A 21,437-nucleotide genomic window follows, 5' to 3' on the forward strand; every position below is an offset into this window, starting at 1 on the left:
CGAACCCAAAAGCACTGGAGTTGTTATGTGATTTTTTACATTTGCGCGATTGCGAACCAATTACCAGAGCCTAGTGGATCCCAAGTCTATCAATATTAAGGATTTCTCCTACGAACTGCCCGAGTCCCGGATTGCTAAATTCCCGTTAGAGGAGCGGGATGCCTCCAAACTGCTGTATTATAATGGCGGAAAAATCGATGCTCATTCCTTTCGGGCGCTACCGGAACTACTGCCCGAGGGCGCACTGCTGGTTTTCAACAACACCAAGGTCATCCACGCCCGACTGCACTTTACCCTGCCCAACGACAAACGGCTGGAGATACTCTGCCTGGAGCCCCTGGCACCGGCTGAATACCAGCAAAACTTTTCCAGTGCGCAGAAAGTGCGCTGGAAATGCCTTGTCGGCGGCAACCGAAAGTGGAAAACCGGTGTAATCGAAAAGACGATCACTACCGAATTGGGGGATGTGCAACTCCAAGCCACCCGGATCGGCCGCATGGAAAACGCCTTCGAAGTTGAATTCGAATGGAATGATGACCGTATAGCATTCGGATCATTACTCGCGGCAGCAGGCATTATCCCCTTGCCCCCTTACCTCAACCGGGAAAACGTGCCGGAAGACGAAGACCGCTACCAAACCGTCTATGCCAAGACCAAAGGCTCGGTGGCAGCGCCTACCGCCGGGCTCCACTTCACGGACCGGGTATTTGATGACCTGAAAGAAAAAGGCATCTCAACACTGGAAGTCACCTTACACGTGGGCGCCGGAACATTTAAGCCGGTATCAGCCGAAGCACTGGCTGACCACCATATGCATGAGGAGAGTATTTACATCAATCTTGCCACACTGAATACGCTCATTGCCCATCTGGAGCGAGGCAAGCCGGTTATTCCGGTCGGCACCACAAGTATGCGGCTGTTGGAAAGCCTGTACTGGCATGGCCAAAGCCTCTGCTCGGGTCAACCGGCATCCTTTATTGATGTCCAACAGTGGACACCCTACGAAGAAGGCAAGCGCCCCTCCACTCTGGAAAGCTTCCAGGCGGTGCGGCAAGCCATGGAAGCCCAACAGCAGGAAACCGTGCAGGGCTACACACAGTTGATCATCGCCCCGGGCTATACCTTCCGGGTTTGCAACGGCATCATCACCAACTTCCATCAGCCACAGAGCACCCTGTTGCTCCTGATCGCCGCACTGATTGGAGAGGACTGGAAAAAGGTCTATGACTTTGCCCTTAGCGAAGGCTTCCGCTTTCTTAGCTATGGAGACAGCAGCTTGCTATTGCCAGGCAGTCAAAACTAAAGCGCTTCCACCAGTTCACTCAGCGCATCTATTGTCACATGGTCCATCACCACTACCTTATACCATTCCGGTTGGGAATGGCTGTCGGGCACAAGCCCAAACTGCTCTGCTGTTTCTCCTGGGATACCGCTTTTGTGGATGGTGACGATATTAGACCCGGGGTGCCGGTAAAACCGGATAGCCCGGCCCCTGAGTTGCTGACACAGCCACTCCGTCCGGTAGTTCAGAATATGGATTTTCTCAAACCAGCCATGCGGGCCGTAGGTCATCAAAATCATCCAAACGGAAATGGCATTTGCCCCCGAGCGGCTTCCGCTTAGTGTGGCGTCAAGTCCCTGCACATATTGGGCTTCCTCAGTATAGGCATATTTCATCCACCCTTTTCGGATCAGGAAAATACCGGTACCATAGGGCGCTTGTACCATCTTGTGGGCATCAAGGGTGATTGAGGTCACCTTAGGGTTGGAAAAATCCAGGGTGTGCTCAATCTTTGAAAAAGGGAAAAAGAATCCGCCGTACGCGCCGTCCACATGCAATTGATAAGGCTGCCCGGTTTCCTCCAATACCTCCATATAAGGCTCAGGATGATCTACCGACCCAAACATGGTGGTCATCATATTACAGACTACGATAAAATACTTAGCCCCGGAGGCCTGCGCTTCGGCAACTGTTTCCCGGATGGCGGAGGCTGTGATGCAGCGATCTTCCGGGCTCGTTGCTACGGCAAAGCCGTGTACGCCAAGCAAATTGGCTGCTTTATGCATAGAGTAATGAGCGTCCGCCGAGCACAGGATAGCAATTTCAGTGGCAGCAGCCCCGTGCTCCCGCATAAAGTAGTTCCGGTAGATCCACATGGCTTGAATATTGGCTTCCGTACCGCCACTGGCTACGTAGCCATCAAACTGCCCCGCTTCTGCTCCATTAAGAATATCCACCGCGCACAGGGCTATCAGCTCCCGCTCAATCTCTTGTGTGCCCGCAAAGAAGCTCTCTGAATCACCCAGGGTATGGCAGCCGATGTGATTGGGGTTTTGTACCAGGGTAGCCAGAAAAGGTGCTTCGCGCAGCATGGCGGCCTGCGGGGTAAAGACCTTCTCATCCAGGTGAGATGCCGGCAAGCCAAGGGGGGAACGCTCTTTGTAATCCACATTATTGCGTAGTGCCTCGAATACCCGCTGATGGATTTGCGCGGGGCTCTGTTTGCTCCAGAATTGCATTTTTGCAGCATAGATACGCAAAATGGGCGGCAATGTGCTACAATGCAGTATTGGCACGAAAGCCCCTGTCAATACTAGACTCCCGAAAGCGCCCTGAGAAAAGGTTTATCGTTTTAGGCACTTTTTTTCAAAAATTCACTGGACATCAGCAGATTATTCACTAAAATTGCATCTGCAAACACAAAATAAAATGAGCAACATTTTTGCTCGTTCTTTTCTTGGTATTCCCTATCGAAAAGGTCGGCAATAAGTAATCACAGCTTTTTTTCACCGCTTTAGCTTGCTTATTTACCAAGCTTGAGTAATTTTATTACTCAATCATGATAGAAACCTTAATATCCTCAAAGACACGAATTAAGCTGCTGATGAAGTTCTTCATCAACAGTAAGACTACGAGCTACCTGCGAGGCTTGCAGCAGGAGTTTGGAGAGTCTTCCAATGCCATCCGTGTGGAACTTAACCGCCTGGAAGAAGCTGGAATGCTTCGCTCAGAGACCGTTGGCAACAAAAAAATGTTTCGGGCCAACGATCAACATCCACTCTTCTTTGAGATACACAATATACTTTTAAAGCAAATTGGCGTAGACCGGGTCGTGGAGCAGGTCATAGAACGCCTGGGCAATGTGGAGCGGGTATACCTGATCGGTGATTTTTCCAGGGGCATAGACAGTACCATCATCGACCTGCTGATTATCGGCACCGTAGACCGGAGCTACCTGCTAAGATTAGTGGAAAAAGCGGAGAAAGTGGTCAATCGGAAAATCCGGTATCTGCTCTACGAAGCAGAAGAGTTTTCCGAAAGCATGCTCGAACGTTTCACGCCCGAGCCTCTTCTACTTTATTTCAATAAAATGGAAATGAACTAGATGCAATATGATGTCGCTATAATCGGTGCCGGCATTGTGGGCCTTGCTACTGCTTATCAGTTGACTGAGAAGCAGCCTGGCCTCCGCGTAGCCGTGGTCGACAAAGCTGCAGGCGTGGCGCAGCATCAGACTGGCAACAACAGTGGCGTCATCCACTCTGGCATTTACTATACGCCCGGTGGCTCCAAGGCGCTCAATTGTGCCCGTGGTTACCGTTACCTGCTTGATTTTGCCCGGGCTCATGGCATTCCGCATGACGTTTGCGGCAAAGTCATTGTCGCCACCCGCCCTGACGAGGTCCCCCGCCTTGAGAAAATACTAAAGACCGGGCAGGCCAACGGCCTGGATGGTATCCGGATGATCAGCCGGGAAGAATGCCGGGAAATAGAGCCTCATGTGAGTGCCATCAAGGCCATATGGGTGCCCCAATCTGGCATTATCAGCTATCGTGCAGTGGCAGAAAAGTATATGGAACTGGCCCAAAACCGGGAAGGAGAGGCCCTGCTGGGGCATAAGGTGCTGGATATTGACCTGCGGCCCGGACAGGGCACCGTTATTACGGACAAGGGGGACATCACCTGCCGGCTGGTCATCAACTGTGCCGGACTGTATTCTGATAAGATTGCGCAGCTGACCATGCCAGAGATTGACCTTCAGATCCTTCCCTTCCGGGGCGAATACTACGAACTGCGCCCGGAGAAACGCTATCTGGTCAACAACCTGATTTACCCGGTGCCCAATCCCAACTTCCCGTTCCTGGGCGTACACTTTACCCGGATGATTGGCGGAGGTATTGAGGCCGGGCCCAATGCAGTGCTTGCTTTTCGGCGGGAAGGGTACAGCCGCTATGACTTTGACCCGGCCGAGCTTTGGGAAACCCTCTCCTACCCGGGCTTTCAGCAAATAGCGCGGAAGTACTGGCGGGATGGGCTGAACGAACTCTACCGGTCCTATTCCAAATCAGCTTTTGTGCGCGCCCTGCAGCATTTGATCCCGGAAATCACCACCGCAGACCTGGTCAGAGGCGGTGCGGGAGTGCGGGCAATGGCCTGCGGCCCGGATGGCACACTCATTGACGATTTCCTGTTTTTGGAAAAGCCTGGTGTCATTAACGTCTGCAACGCCCCAAGCCCGGCTGCCACCGCATCCCTTGCAATTGGGGAAACTGTAGCCGGAAAAGCCCTGAGCCATTTAAATCTCAACTAACGAAAAAAACAATTTCATTATATGTCTGATGTCAAAATGAACATACAAATGGTGGACCTCAAAACACAGTACGAGCGGCTGAAGCCGGAGATCGATGCTGCTGTTCAGGAAGTCCTGCAGTCCTGTGCCTACATCAACGGCCCTGCTGTAAAGTCTTTTAAGGCGCACATGGAATCTTACCTGGACGCCCGCCATGTTATCCCCTGCGCCAATGGTACGGACGCGCTTCAGATCGCGCTCATGGGGGTTGGCCTGCAGCCGGGCGATGAGGTAATTGTGCCTGCCTTCACCTACGTGTCCACAGCCGAAGTCATTGCGCTCCTCAACCTAAAGCCAGTCATGGTGGACGTAGACCCGGACACTTTTAACGTTACAGCTGATCTGGTGGAAGCAGCAATCACGCCAAAAACCAAAGCCGTGGTCCCGGTCAATCTTTTTGGGCAGAGCTGCGACCTTGAGCCTATCATGGAAGTTGCTAAAGCGCATGGGCTATGGGTTATTGAGGACAATGCTCAGGCCATTGGCGCAGACTACACTTTCAAAGACGGACATACTCAGAAAACGGGCACTATCGGCCATATCGGCTGTACCTCTTTCTACCCCTCTAAAAACCTGGGCGCCTACGGAGATGGCGGTGCACTGTATACCAACGATGAAGCGCTGGGACAGCAACTGCAGATGATTGCCAATCACGGACAAGTGAAGCGCTACTACCACGACATGGTGGGCGTCAACTCCCGACTCGATAGCATTCAGGCTGCCATTCTGGATATCAAACTGGCCCACCTCGATGAGTACGCAGCAGCACGGCGGTCTGCTGCAGACTACTATGATCAGGCCTTTGCAGGTATCGAAGGGCTGCAGACGCCGGCACGAGATCCCAAGTCCACTCATGTTTTTCATCAGTACACCCTCAAGGTTGCCAACGGAAAGCGTGACGCCCTGCAAAAACATCTGCAGGAAGCCGGTATCCCCAATATGATCTACTACCCCGTGCCCCTGTACAAGCAAAAAGCTTATCAGCAGGCTATGGACCAGCAGATAGACCACCTTCCCGTTACGGAAGATCTGTGCAATTCAGTGATCTCCCTGCCTATGCATACGGAACTGGATGAACCTACGCTGGCGCATATTGCCGATCAGGTGAAAGCATTTTTCCAAAAATAAAGCACAAACGGCGGAGGATATGCCCTCTGCCGTTCCCCATAGATTCTCCAATCCAAAAAAAGATTAAGACTCCCTAATTATGTTTGATGCACTAAAAAACCGTGAGAAAAAAATCTCCGTTATTGGCCTTGGTTACGTTGGCCTGCCACTCGCCCTGGAATTTGCACGCGACTTTGAAGTGATCGGCTTCGACATCAACGAGGACCGTATCCAAATGATGAAAAACGGCGAGGACCCTTCAGAAGAACTGGAGGGCAGCGCTTTTGACAATAAGCGGATCACCTTCACAGCCGACCCCGCCATGCTCAAAGAAGCCCACTTCCACATTATAGCGGTCCCCACGCCGGTGAGCGAAAGCAAAGTCCCCAACCTCAAGCCTGTACTTTCCGCCTCTGAAACAGTGGGCAAGGTGCTGAAGAAAGGCGACTATGTTATTTTCGAGTCCACTGTGTACCCGGGCTGCACTGAAGAAGACTGCCTGCCTATTTTGGAGGAACTATCGGGACTGAAACTCGGTAAGGACTTCAAAATCGGTTACTCACCCGAACGCATTAATCCGGGTGATAAGGAACGGACCATTGAAAAAATCCTGAAGATTGTCTCCGGAAGCGATGAAGAAGCCCTCCATGAAATATCAAAAACATACGGAGCCATTATAAAAGCAGGCATTTACGAAGCCCCTTCTATCAAAGTTGCAGAGGCGGCGAAAGTGATTGAGAATACGCAGCGCGACCTCAATATCTCATTTGTGAATGAGCTTTCCATCATCTTTGACATGATGGGGATCGACACGAACGAAGTGCTTGAAGCTGCTGGTACCAAATGGAATTTCCTTAAGTTCTCCCCCGGCCTGGTAGGCGGGCACTGCATTGGTGTTGACCCTTACTACCTTACCCATAAAGCTAAACAATTGGGCTATGACCCCCAGGTCATCCTGAGCGGTCGCCGCATCAATGACGGTATGCCTGGTTTTATTGCCAAACGGCTGACCCAAATGCTGATTCAGCGGGGTAAGAACCCTAGTCAGACCAAGGTGCTTATCATGGGGATCACTTTCAAGGAGAATGTGGCGGACATCCGCAACAGCAAAGTGGCTGAACTCGCCAGAGAAATCATGCAGTACTCTATCAATGTACATATTACTGACCCCTACGCCTCCCCCAATGAAGTAGCAAAAGAATACAAGCTGACGTTGGTAGACAATGCCTCAGATGATTATGACGCGGTGATCGTCGCGGTCAACCACATGGAGTATCAATCGCTGGATTTTGAATACTTCAAGTCCATTTGCAAAGAAGACCCCATTGTTATGGACATAAAAGCTATATATAAAAAGCCCGGTGCAGATGCCGGACTGACCTACTGGAGACTCTAGTGGCTCAAGTCCTAAATCCTTGACAACCCAAGCCTTGCCCTTTTGTCCGCTGATGTAACCTAAAAGCCTCGCCGTAGCTTCGGCTACGCCTACGTTTCCAGGCTTCATCAGCGAACAAAATTCCGGTGGCTTAATTATCAGAGACTTAGAACTTGAGCTACTAGCCTTTTGATGAGGCGTTCCCCATAAAATCATAGTCCTGAAATCTTTGTATTTCGTAAAACAAAAAGACCTCCAATGAAGACTGCAATTCAACAACAACCCGAAAACCACCTGAGTAATATCGAAAGCAGATGGTTTGCCATTTATACCAATTACAAGCGCGAAAAAATGGTGGCGGGCCGGCTGAAGAAGAAGGGTATTGAGCATTTTCTCCCGCTTCAAAAAGTCACCCGCAAGTATACCCGAAAGGTTAAACACCTGGAGCTCCCGCTGATCAACTGCTATTTGTTCGTCAAGATCAAAAAGAGCGAGTACATCCGGGTGGTAGAAACGCAGGATGTGCTCAATTTTGTCCGTTTGTCAAAAAACCTGATTTCCATACCGGAGACAGAGATTGATGTTTTGCGTCTTGTCGTCGGAGAAAACATTGAGGTGGAAGCTCAGGAAAGCAGAAGCTTGAGCCTCTGCAACGGTGACGAAGTAGAAATCCTGGGTGGAAGCCTTACCGGAATGAAGGGCATTCTTCTCAACCAAAAGAACGAAAAGAACTTCGTGATCGAACTGGAAAATATGGGCTACTCCCTTATCATGGATATTGACCCGAGCCTGCTCCGGAAAATCAAATCCGGAAGTGCACGGACCGATAACGAGCCCAAAGGTGGCCGTTTTAAGGATTATTTGTAACATTCCTTTAAACTATAGCGTACTGATTATTGGAGTGCAGCATATGCAAATTCTCTTTGGTGGGTTTGCACGGGAAAGTTTTATACCCTAAATTACATGTCACTACTTCAAACCTTTGAAAAGCTACGATACACATTCTTGCGAACAACACTATTGCTCTGTGAACGATGAAGCATTGAGCCGGGTCGGTATTAATACTGCTCTGCCAGGCTTCGGAGCAGTTGTAGCTTTGGCCGAGGTACTGACTTGCCATCTATATCGTTTGCACACCCAACCGACAACATAGACGACGTGCCATTCGTCATTGCTAACTGGCCGTAAAACAACTGTGCCTCACGAGTTGAGGCGTACGGCAATATACGGCTGGTATTAAACATTAGTCAAATATGCATTCTTCATCTTTACAACATAACTTAACACCATGAATATTGCTGTAATTGGAACGGGCTACGTAGGGCTTGTCACTGGTACTTGCTTTGCAGAAACCGGCAATCATGTCATCTGCGTAGACATTGACGAAAAAAAGGTAGAACGCTTAAAGCAGGGGGAAATCCCAATATACGAGCCCGGGCTCGATATTCTCTTTGACCGCAATACCAGACAAGGGCGCCTGAAGTTTACCACCAACCTCAAGGAAGGGATTCAGGGAGCAGAGGTTATTTTCCTGGCGCTGCCTACACCTCCGGGTGAAGATGGGTCCGCCGATCTTTCTTACGTGATGGGCGTAGCAGCTGACCTGTCTGAAATTATTGATGCCTACACTGTGGTAATCGATAAGAGTACCGTACCTGTGGGCACGGCTGAGAAAGTCCATGCGATATTGTCTGATAAGCTTTCTGAAGATTTGTTTGACGTGGTTTCCAACCCGGAATTTCTTCGGGAAGGCGTGGCCGTCGACGACTTCATGCGCCCGGACCGGGTGGTAGTGGGTACGTCTTCTGAGCGTGCAAAGGAAGTCATGTCCAGGCTGTATGAACCTTTCGTGCGTCAGGGCAACCCTGTTTACTTTATGGATGAGCGCTCTGCGGAAATGACTAAATACGCTGCCAACTCTTACCTGGCTACCCGCATTTCATTTATGAATGAGATTGCCAACCTCTGCGAAAAGGTAGGCGCGAATGTAGATATGGTCCGACTGGGCATGGGCAGTGACTCTCGTATTGGGAAACGGTTCCTTTTCCCCGGAGTTGGCTACGGAGGCTCCTGCTTCCCTAAGGATGTTCAGGCCCTGGCCAAAACAGCCGCCGAAAATGGCTATGACTTCAGTATCCTGAACTCAGTCATGGGCGTTAATGACAAGCAAAAACATATTCTCAGCAAAAAAATCATCGGCTACTACGGCGGTGACCTCAGCGGTAAAACCATCGCAGTCTGGGGATTGGCTTTCAAACCCAATACCGATGATATCCGCGAAGCACCTGCGCTTACCATCATTGAAGAACTGCTGAATGCGGGTGCTTCCATCAAAGCCTTTGACCCGGAAGCGATGGAAAACGTCAAGCAGGTATTTGGCGACCGGATACAATTTGCAGAAGAGCAGTACGAAACACTGATTGGCGCGGACAGCCTGGCGGTTATTACCGAGTGGCCGGTATTCCGTACGCCCAGCTATAAAGTGCTCCGGGAACTCCTCAGCGAGCCGGTTATTTTCGATGGCCGCAATATCTATGACCCCAAGGTTATGGAAGCTGAAGGCTTTTACTACGACAGTATCGGCCGAAACAAGGTCGTGCAAAAAGCGGAAGCTTAAACCCCATTCCCCTCCCCGGCTCCTGCCGCGGAGGGGATTTTATTTAACAAGACGAAAGCTTTTAAATCTCAGCCATGAAAAAAATTCTTATAACCGGTGCTGCCGGCTTTTTGGGGTCCCATCTGTGCGACCGCTTCATCAAGGAAGGTTTCCATGTAATTGGGATGGACAACCTCCTGACAGGCAGCCTCGATAACATCAAGCATCTGTTCCCGCTCAAGGAATTTGAATATTACCACCATGATGTTTCGAAGTTCGTGCATGTCCCGGGAGACCTGGATTACATCCTGCACTTCGCCTCACCTGCCAGCCCAATCGACTACCTGAAAATGCCGATCCAAACCCTGAAGGTCGGTGCTTTGGGTACACACAACCTCCTCGGCCTTGCCAAAGCCAAAAACGCCCGTATCCTTGTAGCTTCCACTTCGGAGGTATACGGCGACCCGCTTATCCACCCTCAAAAAGAAGACTACTGGGGCAACGTCAACCCGGTTGGCCCGCGTGGTGTCTACGACGAAGCCAAGCGTTTCCTGGAAGCCATCACCATGGCTTACCACAACTTCCACGGTGTGGAAACCCGGATCATCCGCATTTTTAATACCTATGGCCCGAGAATGCGCGTGAATGATGGCCGCGCACTGCCTGCTTTCTTCTCCCAGGCCATTCGCGGAGAAGGCATCACCGTCTTTGGCGATGGCTCTCAGACCCGCTCTTTCTGCTACGTAGCCGACCTTGTGGAAGGCATCTACCGCCTGCTGATGAGTGACCACCACTTACCGGTAAACATTGGCAACCCGGATGAGATCACCATCAAAGAAGTGGCTGAAGAAGTGGTGAAGCTAGTGGGCAACCCGGATGCAAAAATCACCTACAAGCCACTGCCTAAGGACGACCCGAAGGTCCGGCAGCCGGATATCACCAAAGCCCGGGAAATCCTGGGCTGGGAACCAACGGTAAGCCGGGAAGAAGGCTTGAAAATCACCATGGAATACTTCAGGGAAGTCGTAAAAGTTTAACGGTACTGCCGGGGGAAAGCCCCCGGCAATTTTCCCTACCTTTGCGAGGTTATTGAAAAAACGCAATAATCCTCTATGTTCAACCTGTTCAAAAAAACGCCCCCCCTTGGTGATTTCGCATTCCTCGAAACCGATATGCATTCTCACCTGCTGCCCGGTATTGATGACGGTGCCAAAGATATAGAGGACAGCCTCTCCCTCATCGCTCAACTGCAGGAGATGGGCTATCGCCACCTCATCACCACTCCGCACATTATGGCGGACCTTTATCCAAACACACCGGAAATTATACGGGAGAAACTTGCGGAAGTACGGACTGCCGTAAAGGCTGCCGGGCTGAATGTCACGCTTGATGCTGCCGCTGAGTACCTGATGGACGAAGGCTTTGAGCCTCTGCTCGAGGAGGGTAACCTCCTTGCCCTGCCTGGCAACCGCGTCCTGGTGGAAATGAGTTTCATATCCGCTCCGCCAAAACTGGAGCACTATCTTTTCCGGTTACAAACCAAAGGCTACCGGCCATTACTGGCGCATCCTGAACGCTACCTGTTTTTCCGGGAGGACTTTAATCGATATGCTGAGCTTAAGGACCGTGGCTGTGAATTCCAGCTCAACCTCCTTTCCTTAACCGGATACTATGGCAAACCCACGCGGGAAAATGCCGTAGCACTGCTAAAAGCCGGCCTGATTGACTATTTGGGTACGGACCTGCATCACGACCGGCACGCTGAAAATCTGAGAGCTGCATTGGAAGACCGTAACATAGCCAAACTGCTCAACGATAAAAGTTTCCATAATCCCCAATTGCAGTAATTACTTTGCAACCTGAGCTGCGGCAATCGCCTAACCGTTGTGACCGTATGCTTGCCCTTGCCAAAAAATCCGGGACGCATCCTTCTGCCTTCAAAAAGACTGGTAGCAACCGCTATTTACCTGCGTATGGCCAAGTACCTCTTTTAAGCCTTTGGAAAAATAGGAGGAGTCCTCTGCGAACATTATTTTTGAGAAAGTTCAACGAAAAACCATTCAAACCTGAAGCCATGCAATTGAAGCCTTTACCTGTCCTGCTCTTTCTGAGTCTTACCATAAGTGCTTTTGCACAAAAACCTGCACTCTCCATTGAAGATATTGACCAGTGGAATACTATAGAAAAGGAGGCTATCGCACCCAATGGCAACTGGGTCAGTTACGAACTCACACCTAATCAGGGCGATCCTACCCTAATCCTATACAACCATAGCAAGGCAAAATCCCAGTCCTTTGAGCGGAGCCATAAAGCTGCTTTCAGCGCGGACAGCCGGTTTGTCGCTTTTCAGATCAGCCCGGCAGAGGACACCCTAAAAGCCCAAAAGCGAGCAAAGGTCAAGGACAAAGACCTGCCTAAAGACACACTTTCTGTTTTGGAGCTGGCTAGTGGACGTCAGGAAAAGATACCCCATCTTAAGCGCTTTATCATGCCTGAAAAATGGGAAGGCTGGATGGCCTATCAGCTCTTGCCTGCACCCAGAGATACAGCCCTGCCTGACAGCATAAAAGTAAAGCCAGAAAATAAAAAAAATGGCAGCCTTCTGGTTATCCGCAACCTTAGGACCGGGCAGCAGGATTCCATCCCATTCGTTAAAGACTTCATTGCAGCCGAAGAATCGCCCCGGTTTTTAATTTATTCAACCGGCGATGATTCCACATTCCAGGAAGGCATTTACCTCTATGACGGGCCAGATGCCAAGCTCCACCCCCTGCTCACAGGCAAAGGACACTACACCCAACTGAGCCTGAGCCGGGACGGCAGGCAGGCCGGCTTCCTTGCGCTTCAGGATACGACCGACTTCAGGGTGGTCCCCTACCAGCTTTGGCACTGGAAGAGCCAGCAGGATGAAGCAGTTACTATTGCAGACAGCAGCGCGGCTTTTCTCCCCGAACAATGGCTGATCAGCGAACACGGGCAGCTGAAATTTTCAGAAGATGGCAGCCGGTTATTCTTTGGCACCTGCCCGCCCCCAGTCCTTCAGGACACGGCCTTACTGGAGGAGGAAATTGTTAATGTAGAAGTCTGGGCCAGTCAGGATGCCCGCCTCTACACCCATGAAGAAGAACTGCTGGAGGAAAGAAAAAAGCAAAACTACCTCGCTGTTTTTCATACCGACACCCGCCGCCTGTTGCAACTCGCAGATGAGCAGATGCCTGAGCTGATCCTCGGCAATGAGGGCAACGCACGCTATGCACTGGGCAAAGACGGCTCATCCTACCTCCAATTGCTAAGCTGGGAGGGCTTTCCACAACGGCATGACCTCTATCTGGTAGATGTGGAAAACGGTAAACGCCAGCCTATTGTGAAAAACCTGCCCGGCAATGCCGACCTGTCTCCCATGGGTGACTATGCCTACTGGTATAATGTTGCGGATACCTCGTGGATGGTCTATGATATTGCAGCCCGGCAACCCCGGGAAATTGCCCGGGATATCCCGGTACCACTATATGATGAACTGGATGACCACCCCATGCATCCTTATCCGCATGGAACAGCCGGGTGGACTACCGATGATGATTTCCTTTTGGTGTATGACCGGTATGATGTCTGGCTGGTTGACCCCAGTGGCAGCCTGGCTTCCAACAACCTGACCAAAGGGCGGGCTTCCAAAACACAGTATCGTTACATTAAGCTTGATCCTGAAGAGCGGTCCATAGAGGAAGTAAAACCGATGCTATTCTATACCTTCAGTGAGACAGAGAAGTCCTCCGGCTACACCTGGTTCAATATCCACACGGGCGTCAAGGATCTCGTACAGTTTGGGGCGTATAGCTATGACCGGCAAATTCAAAAAGCACGGGATGTTGATGCTTATCTTTTTTCACGTGAAAATTTTGAGATCTTTCCGGACTTGCTGATCAGCAACGATCATTTATCGAATTTTAAAAAGATCAGTGAGGCCAACCCTCGGCAGCAGGATTTTCGCTGGGGCACTGCTGAGCCCTACCGGTGGACGGGAGCAGATGGTCAGGAGATGGAGGGGATTCTTATCAAGCCGGAAGACTTTGACCCCGGTCTACAATACCCAATGATGACCTATTTCTACGAGCGCTATGCAGACCGCCTTCACCGGCACTGGACGCCCACTTATCCCCGGTCGATCATCAATTTTCCCTTTTATGCCAGCCGGGGTTATGTTATTTTTATTCCGGATGTCCATTACCGGATTGGTTATCCAGGCGAAAGTGCTTTGGATGCGATCACTACCGGCGTCACTTCTTTGCTGGACCAGGGCTTCATCGATAAGGAAAGGCTGGGCGTTCAGGGCCATAGCTGGGGCGGTTATCAGGTAGCCTACCTAATTACCCAAACTGATTTGTTCGCCTGTGCGGAATCCGGAGCACCGGTTGTGAATATGACTTCTGCCTACGGAGGCATCCGATGGGGCAGCGGGCTGAGCCGGATGTTCCAGTATGAGAAGAGCCAAAGCCGGATTGGTGGCACGCTTTGGGAAAAACCGCTCCGTTACATCGAAAACTCTCCGCTGTTCTATGCTGATAAAATCAATACGCCCGTCCTTATCCTGCACAATGATGATGATGGTGCGGTGCCCTGGTATCAGGGTATTGAGTTTTTTGTCGCCCTGCGCCGCCTGGGCAAACCGGCATGGCTACTCAATTATAACGACAACCCACACTGGGTTATGGGCAAAGAAAACCGGAGAGATTTTATGCGCCGGATGCAACAGTTCTTTGACTACTATCTGCTAAACGCCCCGATGCCAAAATGGATGGACAAAGGAGTCCCTCCTCTGGAGCGAGGTATTCATCAGGGGTTTGAGCCAGCAGAAGACCGGCGATAATGATAAATCTGCCAGGAATTGTAAAGGTTTTGGGCCAAAATATAGAATATAGGGCCAAGAGCGGCCACCGGGCTGAAATAGGTCAGGGCCAGCCAAAGGCTAAACATCGTATTCTTGCGCCCGAGCGCCAGACCGGTCTCCAGTGGCAGGTGCCCCCGGCCAAGCCACTCTCCTACCTTGAATTGAAACAAACACAAAGCGGTGATCGCTAAACCGATACCTGCAATAACTCCCAGGCTTTCTGACTGCTGCCCCCTGAAGTAATCAGATGCAGCAGCGGCGGCGATAAAAACATTGACCAGGAACAACCGGAAGGATAAAAATTGGTATTTCCTAATGATACCTGCCCCCGTTATCCAAAGCTTTCTTAGCAGAAGGCTTCCCAGAAGGGGGATAAATATCAGGGAAGCTATGGGCAGCGCAATGTCCCAAAAAGAAAACGCAGCAGCACCCCCACCAAGAATCGCACTGGCGGTAACCGGCAACACCAGCGCAACAATGGGGCTGGTCAATAGTACGGATGTGGTCACAAAACCCACCTCTGCACCCAGAAAGCTGGCAATGACCGGGCCCGCGGCCGCAGTTGGAGCAGAGGCGATAGCGAATACGGCCTCTGCTGCAGCCGGCTGCCACTGGTAAAGAACAAGATAAAAAAATAATGGCAACACAAGGTTTAGCCCCGCCACAAAAATATGCAGCCGGTGAAACAGCCGGAACGAAAGCTTCACCTCAAGGAAGGCAAAGAAGAGCATCACCATTAAATTATAGCGGATTATAAAGGTGAAACGCTCAGCCGAAGGTACACACAGCCCAATCAAAATAGCAACAAGAATAGCAATACTCCTGCCCAACTTAATCCAGATCGTTCAGCATATTCTGCTGCCGGTTACTGAAATTGAACGCCTCAAAAAGGGTGAGTGAAAGGGCTTCCTCCAGATTACCGTATACTTTGTTGTAATCGCGCATACTCGCTTTAATCACTTCAATAGCTTCCGAACGGCCGTAAGTGTGGGTGATTTCGCACTTTGGCTCTTCACCAGGCAACTGTTTGTAAGTTAGAAAGTAATGCTTCAAACGGTTAACTACGGTTTCCGGAATATCGGTGATATCACGCCAGGCACCGTAAACTTCATCTTCACGTAAAACCGCAATAATTTTATCATCAGCCTCGCCTCCGTCTATCATACGGAAGCCACCGATGGGTATAGCCCGTACAATGACGTTACCGTGTGTAATTTCCCTTTCGGTTAGTACACATATATCTAGCGGGTCATCATCGCCTACGATATTTTTTCGGCCGGTCTTTTCCTGGCAATATTCAGCGACCTCATCCTTGCAGTACGTTTGCGGGATAAACCCGTACAGCGCCGGGACGATATTAGAAAATTTCTGCGGCCGGTCAATTTTAAGGTATCCGGTTTTTTTGTCGATTTCGTACTTGACCGTATCCGATGGAATGACCTCAATAAATGAGGTGACTACCTCAGGGGCATCTTCTCCAATAGAGATACCATGCCAAGGGTGCGAAGTGTAACGCAACCCAATCATCTTCCATAATTTATCAAAAGCTTGCTGACTCATTTTCTTTGCTTAGATGAAGTATACAACCACAAGGTAAAGGAAACAAAATAAGGAAACAAAGATTAATCCCCGACCAAAAATTTAGCCTTGACTTTTCCAGTGGTCACATAACGGCAGTTGCTCTTTGAATAATCAGATTGAAACCTGAGATGATACAGCGACTTTATTTTTCGAGACTCTAAAATAAATCATGGCAATCAGGCAAACACCTACCTAAATGAATCGTATTAATATTTTTATCTTTTATCAAAAGCTAATAAAAGAGGTAATGATTGAATGGGCAAACCTGTAATTTTCAATTTAACCCAAACCTGGCTATACCATACAAAACCTTGACAAACACCTTTTTAAATATTATTTTTTTAAAAATTTAATTTTAAGCAAGATTTTATCACCTTAATATCTTTGGCTAGAAACTAATACAAAACAGGCAAGCTATTCCTGCATTAATAATTAAAATGCAGATATAGCTTGCCCATGCTAATGCAAAACAGCAATAGTAAACTTAAAATTCAAGCTCAGGAATCAGCACTTATTCAGGCCTGTTCTTCCATTGGTATATCCTCATCATCATCGTCATCGACAACAATATGGCCCCAGCGAATTCCTTTCTCAATTTTATAAGCACAATTTTCTGAAACACCGAACTGTTTAGCGATTATTTTTCGCTTAGTTTTGCCTCTTTTTAGCAATTTTTTCATCATTCGGACCTGTGTCTCAGTCAATTTATAGTTTTTAGTCCGGGCTGGCCTGCCTTTGTGATTTGGGTTTTTTTTCTGATAAGCTTTCCACTCCTCTTCAGTAGCCCAAGTTAGGTTTGTCCAGTTGTTATTGCTTTTATCGTAGTCCTGATGCAAGATATACTCCTGCTCATCAGATTCCCGATCCACAAAATTTTCTGCAACAAACCGGTGCACATAGACAATGCCGGTGCTGCCGTCTTTAAGCTTTTGGTTGAGCATGACTAATCCGCCCCGGGCTTTGGCTCCTTTGAGCAGCCTTTCCCTTCCGGTAGTCTTTTCAACGCTTTTAATACGGCCAAAACTGGAAATTTGGTAATCGCAGGTTTTGGTTTCCCGCCCGAATTCTACGGGCGCCCATTTTTCGTTCCAAAAGGATTTGACCTTAGGAACATCGTCACCTTTTTGAAGTGCGGCTTCAGAGGTGGATGAATTTGATTTTTGCATAATGTAACACTCAGTTGATATTATCTTTACTTCCCTGTTTTTTTCTAAACGCTAAAAAAATATGGCTTTCAGGGAGGGAAATCCTATTTCAAATTAAAACGATTCTTTTTAAGACCATCCATAAAAACTACAGATCGGAGTCATTGGTGGAGGTCAGGCTAAACATTAGCTTAGACAAATGGTATTTTCAGGGTCACCTGAGTATCAGGAACTTTAACTCAGGCAGGTAATATGGGGTAGATCACTTTTGTCTAGGCTTTTATAGCCTAAACGATTTGTTTTGCCCGCTAAGATAGCTTTTTTCCTTGAAATTAAAGTAAAACACATGTATCATTTTTGAACCCGCTCACACTATTTGATTTCTTGTTCATGCATTTTTTAAATCAAAAAAAGCGGGGACATGGATCAACACCAAAAATAGTACAACTTAGAATCTAATCCTAAAAATCAAACATTGCTTACCGTAAAACAATATATTGTGACAGTAGAAATGATGCTTATCTGCTTTTCTTTAATGTCAGTACTTTACTAAAACAGCCAACAAAAACTTTTGTTTCAATCGCTTAGATTTGTTTGTTTAACGGTTTTAATAAGGAAAGAATTGTGCCTGGCTAACACTATTCGCATTGCTTTATTCTGCATAAGAAGTATTTCAAATGCTTGCCCCGGAACCTGCCAGCCGCGGCCAAAAACCCCATCAGACAAATAATGTGTAACAAAAAGCACGCTTGAATCAAGGAAATGCCCTGTGGCCGGGCAAAATACACCTCTGCCCTCCCCCGAACACCCCGCGGGCCTGAAATCCGAATTATTGTAAATTATACACTAAGTAAAAGCTACAAAATGCGGCGGCGGCCAAGCTTTGCCCAACATGCTTCTTTAATACAAACATTGTCTATTTCACACAAATAATTACTGCCTTTCAAGCGCGTTAAAATAGTATCATCCTTTGTTAATCTAATAGTGGAATCCCCTGCCGATACGCTCTACTTTTGTAATTGTATTTAAAAATGTGCTATTCAATCACTCAAGACCAACAATGACTATGAAAAAGTTAGCAACCCTTACGACGGCAATGATCTTTATGATGAGCGCTGCCACTGCTGCACTTGCCACCGACTATATGCCTTTTATAAAGGTTTCTGCCATTCCTTCTGAAAAGAAATTTGCACTCACCATCACCAACCTCAAAGAGAGTGCTGAAATAAGCCTGCGCGATGGTGCAACAGGTGCATTACTGGCTTCAGAGGAAGCAGATGCTAAAAAGACTTTTGCCAAAGTCTTCAATCTCGACAACCTCGAAACTGGCATGTATTACGTGAGCGTGAAAACCTCTATGCAGGAAATCGTACAGCCCATTACACTGAATAAGTATGGTGTGGAGGCAGACCCTAATAAAATCAGGAAGTTTTACGCGCCTATTTTTAAGGTGCACGGCAACCAGTTCGTCGATGTATCCTACTTTGCCGGCAAACTCGATGATGTCGTAGTGACCATCTTTAACAATAATGGTTCTACAGTCTACAGAGAACGCCTGGACAACGTGTTACTTGTGGAGAAGCGTTACGACCTGAAAACCCTTCCATGGGGACGCTACACTATTCAGGTCGAAACAGAAGCCAATGTATATACCAGGGACTTTGATGTACGGTAACAAAAAAGCCTTGAGCTAATAGAAACTAGTTAGCAAAACCAGTGCAGGTCCGGAAGCGTAATGCCGCCGGACCTGTCTTTTGTTTAATAGAGTGGCTTCTGCCTTCCATTTTTTGGAATCGCCCCTCGCTGACCCAGTTCAATAACCTCAAAATCTTCTATCCTTCCCTGATCAACGGAAAACCTGATGATAGTTTTGACTTTGTGAAAGCCGTGATTGCCGGCAGCCCCGGGATTAACATGCAGTAATCCGAGCTTCTTATCGGGCATCACTTTAAGGATATGGGAATGCCCGCAAATGTACAGATCAGGAGGCGAAGTACTGAGGATTTCCCGAACACGGCGGTTATAACGACCGGGATACCCCCCTATGTGGGTCATGAAAACATCCACGCCTTCAATAGCAAAACGGAGGTCTTCCGGAAAACGCCGACGCAGGGGCGCATCATCAATATTACCGTATACCGCCCTCAACGGGCGAAAAGCCTCTAGCTGGTCAACTACGCTGGCATCACCAATATCTCCGGCATGCCAGATTTCATCACAGGGCTCGAAGTATTTGAATACACTTTCCTCCAGATGGCTGTGGGTGTCCGAAATCAATCCGATGCGCTTCATATTTCAAGGACGATCTTTCCAAACTGTTTGCCCTGGTCCATCCGCTCAAAGGCCTTTGTGGCTTCTGCTATGGGGAATACCTGATCGACTACCGGCTTTATTTTGTGCTTACTGACGAAAGTGGCCATATCCTGAAATTCCTGATCACTGCCCATTGAAGTACCCAGGATAGCAATTTGCTTCCAGAATATAAGCTGTGGGGAAAAGTCAGGCACTTTGCCCTGCGTGCCACCATAAGTCACGATGCGGGCTCCGAAATTACAAATCTTGGGAAAACGGGCAAACCCTGGACCTCCCGCGCTATCTATAATAAGATCAAAGCCACCAGAGGCCTTGCCCAGTGTTTTGTGCCAGTCCTCTTCCCTGTAATTGGCACCTCCCTTAGCGCCCATCTCTATGGCACGCGACAATTTGTCAGCACTACCTGAAGTCACATACACTTCCGCCCCGGCTGCCAGGGCAAACTGAAAGGCAAACAGCGCCACACCTCCGCCTATTCCGGAAATAAGGACTTTATCCCCGGCTTTACAGTTGCCTTTTGTGAATATGGCCCGATAAGCCGTCAGTCCTCCCAGAGGCAGAGCGGCTGCCTCTGCCCAGCTCAGGTGCCCGGGTTTGTCCACCAGGCGGTCTTCCGGCACACTAATTTGTTCGGCCATTGTACCAAACGAAGGCATACCCAGAATGGTATAGTCGGGCTTTTGGTGCTCTTGGTTATCTCCCCAGCCTATATTCGGGTTGATTATTACTTCCCGCCCCTCAGCAATTCCGGCACCATCGGAGCCCAATATGCCAGGCGTTTTGATGCCCGGGTACATGCCCTTGGTAATCCACACATCCCGATGGTTGAGCGCTGCGGCTTTCAGGTGGACTACAACCTCGCCGGCAGCAGGCACGGGGGCTTCAAAATCACGGTAGCCAATAGGCTGCCCTTTTTCTTCCAATACGATGGCTTTCATATTCAAATTTTAATAGGTTGGTTTTGGCACCAAAACATACCCATTTTTTGCATACTCCCCAAAGTCATCGTAACGAATTTGCAAATAACCGCTTTTTCCCCAGGTGCTGCCATAACTGCTCATCACCTCAAACACCTGCTCTACCTCATCGTAGCCCACTACCAACAAGGGATAAACCGCGTCCGGATTGCGGGGGGCTTTCCAGGTTTGCACCCTTACCATTTGCTTAAGTTCCGGGCTGGCATGCAGCTCAATCAGTACCGGATTGCCACGCATCAACGCCTTTTTGGTTTCAAAAACCCGTTGGCGGCCTTTGGTTGTCTCCCGGAACAGGTGCAGGTAATTGTTGATCTGGTATTTTTGCGCCGCATAGACCGAATTGGGCACCGATGGGGCATCATAGGGCATAATGGCGGCGCTCACTGTGCCTTCTCCCGCCAGGAAACGGCAGGCTTCCTCCAGATTTACCGGCTTTCCGGAATTCTCAAGATTGACTGAAATATAATCCGGGCTGAGGTTATCCTTATAATTATTTTCCAGGTTGACGTAAAATTCCAGGCAGGTCGCCAGCGCGTAACTCAGGGCCGAGCCCTTAGCTCCAATTTTACGCACAGGCATCATATATGGCTTGACGCTCTGCTGTACCAGGTTATCGTTAGGATCGATAGCCACGCCCGAAACTACGGGCATCAGGCGGTCAATCCAATCTGCGTCCGTCACACCAAAGGCTACAGCCTCTGTGCTTTTATAAGCCACACTATCGGGCTGCGCGAGCAAGTTGCCGCCCCAAAGAAAGCAACAGAATAATAAGAAAAAGAGTCGATTCATGGTGTCTGATTGATTTTTATTCCCAAACGAAATACCGG

At 49.0% G+C, this 21,437-nt stretch carries 18 protein-coding genes; 11 read left to right on the top strand and 7 right to left on the bottom strand.

All coding sequences use genetic code 11. The features are described 5' to 3' along the window. The first annotated feature begins 73 nt into the window (after window positions 1-73). Window positions 74-1,303, top strand: coding sequence for an S-adenosylmethionine:tRNA ribosyltransferase-isomerase (locus ACO08I_RS03970; protein WP_421948556.1), 1,230 nt, complete (start codon window positions 74-76; stop codon window positions 1,301-1,303). Here the strand turns inward: ACO08I_RS03970 and ACO08I_RS03975 are convergent. After that, on the bottom strand, window positions 1,300-2,520 hold the full coding sequence (locus tag ACO08I_RS03975) for a pyridoxal phosphate-dependent decarboxylase family protein (RefSeq protein WP_282777450.1): 1,221 nt from the start codon (window positions 2,518-2,520) through the stop codon (window positions 1,300-1,302). The genes ACO08I_RS03970 and ACO08I_RS03975 overlap by 4 nt on opposite strands. 320 nt (window positions 2,521-2,840) lie before the next feature. On the opposite strand from ACO08I_RS03975, the gene ACO08I_RS03980 reads away from it, so the two are divergent. From ACO08I_RS03980 to ACO08I_RS04020, 9 genes are all read left to right on the top strand, one after another. Next, window positions 2,841-3,386 carry a winged helix-turn-helix domain-containing protein gene (locus ACO08I_RS03980; protein ID WP_282777448.1) on the top strand — a complete coding sequence of 182 codons (546 nt, stop codon included), beginning with the start codon at window positions 2,841-2,843 and terminating at the stop codon, window positions 3,384-3,386. After that, on the top strand, window positions 3,387-4,592 hold the full coding sequence (gene lhgO, locus ACO08I_RS03985; protein ID WP_421948557.1) for an L-2-hydroxyglutarate oxidase: 1,206 nt from the start codon (window positions 3,387-3,389) through the stop codon (window positions 4,590-4,592). 21 nt (window positions 4,593-4,613) lie between these two features. Then, window positions 4,614-5,759 (top strand): DegT/DnrJ/EryC1/StrS family aminotransferase, encoded by a 1,146-nt coding sequence (locus tag ACO08I_RS03990; protein ID WP_282777444.1) that lies wholly within the window; start codon window positions 4,614-4,616, stop codon window positions 5,757-5,759. Window positions 5,760-5,838: 79 nt separating this feature from the next. Beyond that, window positions 5,839-7,134 (top strand): nucleotide sugar dehydrogenase, encoded by a 1,296-nt coding sequence (locus tag ACO08I_RS03995; protein ID WP_282777442.1) that lies wholly within the window; start codon window positions 5,839-5,841, stop codon window positions 7,132-7,134. A 237-nt stretch (window positions 7,135-7,371) separates the two neighbouring features. Next, the gene (locus ACO08I_RS04000) at window positions 7,372-7,980 is read left to right on the top strand and encodes a UpxY family transcription antiterminator (RefSeq protein WP_044227661.1); all 609 of its coding nucleotides are present in this window, start codon (window positions 7,372-7,374) and stop codon (window positions 7,978-7,980) included. A gap of 421 nt (window positions 7,981-8,401) precedes the next feature. Beyond that, window positions 8,402-9,730, top strand: coding sequence for a UDP-glucose dehydrogenase family protein (locus ACO08I_RS04005; RefSeq protein WP_282777440.1), 1,329 nt, complete (start codon window positions 8,402-8,404; stop codon window positions 9,728-9,730). 74 nt (window positions 9,731-9,804) lie between these two features. Beyond that, on the top strand, window positions 9,805-10,746 hold the full coding sequence (locus ACO08I_RS04010) for a UDP-glucuronic acid decarboxylase family protein (protein ID WP_044227666.1): 942 nt from the start codon (window positions 9,805-9,807) through the stop codon (window positions 10,744-10,746). A gap of 75 nt (window positions 10,747-10,821) precedes the next feature. After that, a complete protein-coding gene (locus tag ACO08I_RS04015; RefSeq protein ID WP_421948558.1) occupies window positions 10,822-11,556 on the top strand; it encodes a tyrosine-protein phosphatase in 735 nt (244 codons plus the stop codon). Between the two features lie 227 nt (window positions 11,557-11,783). Continuing rightward, complete coding sequence (locus ACO08I_RS04020; RefSeq protein WP_421948559.1) at window positions 11,784-14,573, top strand: alpha/beta hydrolase family protein; 2,790 nt, start codon at window positions 11,784-11,786, stop codon at window positions 14,571-14,573. Here ACO08I_RS04020 and ACO08I_RS04025 read toward each other — a convergent pair. The 3 genes from ACO08I_RS04025 to ACO08I_RS04035 form a co-directional block, all read right to left on the bottom strand. Beyond that, window positions 14,540-15,331: a hypothetical protein gene (locus tag ACO08I_RS04025; protein WP_421948560.1), complete on the bottom strand. Its 792-nt coding sequence runs from the start codon at window positions 15,329-15,331 to the stop codon at window positions 14,540-14,542. The genes ACO08I_RS04020 and ACO08I_RS04025 overlap by 34 nt on opposite strands. Window positions 15,332-15,425: 94 nt before the next feature. Beyond that, window positions 15,426-16,154, bottom strand: a complete 729-nt coding sequence (locus ACO08I_RS04030; protein WP_282780073.1) for an inorganic pyrophosphatase — start codon at window positions 16,152-16,154, stop codon at window positions 15,426-15,428. A 536-nt stretch (window positions 16,155-16,690) separates the two neighbouring features. After that, window positions 16,691-17,341, bottom strand: coding sequence for an NUMOD4 domain-containing protein (locus tag ACO08I_RS04035; protein WP_421948561.1), 651 nt, complete (start codon window positions 17,339-17,341; stop codon window positions 16,691-16,693). A 1,045-nt stretch (window positions 17,342-18,386) separates the two neighbouring features. On the opposite strand from ACO08I_RS04035, the gene ACO08I_RS04040 reads away from it, so the two are divergent. Then, complete coding sequence (locus ACO08I_RS04040) at window positions 18,387-18,995, top strand: hypothetical protein (RefSeq protein ID WP_282780070.1); 609 nt, start codon at window positions 18,387-18,389, stop codon at window positions 18,993-18,995. A gap of 83 nt (window positions 18,996-19,078) precedes the next feature. Here the strand turns inward: ACO08I_RS04040 and ACO08I_RS04045 are convergent, their stop codons facing one another. From ACO08I_RS04045 to ACO08I_RS04055, 3 genes are read right to left on the bottom strand one after another with little or no spacing between them, the layout of a single operon-like run. Next, complete coding sequence (locus ACO08I_RS04045; protein ID WP_282780068.1) at window positions 19,079-19,612, bottom strand: metallophosphoesterase family protein; 534 nt, start codon at window positions 19,610-19,612, stop codon at window positions 19,079-19,081. Further along, window positions 19,609-20,571 carry a quinone oxidoreductase family protein gene (locus ACO08I_RS04050; protein WP_421948562.1) on the bottom strand — a complete coding sequence of 321 codons (963 nt, stop codon included), beginning with the start codon at window positions 20,569-20,571 and terminating at the stop codon, window positions 19,609-19,611. The genes ACO08I_RS04045 and ACO08I_RS04050 overlap by 4 nt, the downstream gene beginning before the upstream one ends. A gap of 9 nt (window positions 20,572-20,580) precedes the next feature. Further along, window positions 20,581-21,399, bottom strand: a complete 819-nt coding sequence (locus ACO08I_RS04055; protein ID WP_282780065.1) for a C1 family peptidase — start codon at window positions 21,397-21,399, stop codon at window positions 20,581-20,583. Window positions 21,400-21,437: the final 38 nt, after the last annotated feature.

Source organism: Phaeodactylibacter xiamenensis, assembly GCF_965229835.1.
Lineage (GTDB): Bacteria > Bacteroidota > Bacteroidia > Chitinophagales > Saprospiraceae > Phaeodactylibacter > Phaeodactylibacter xiamenensis.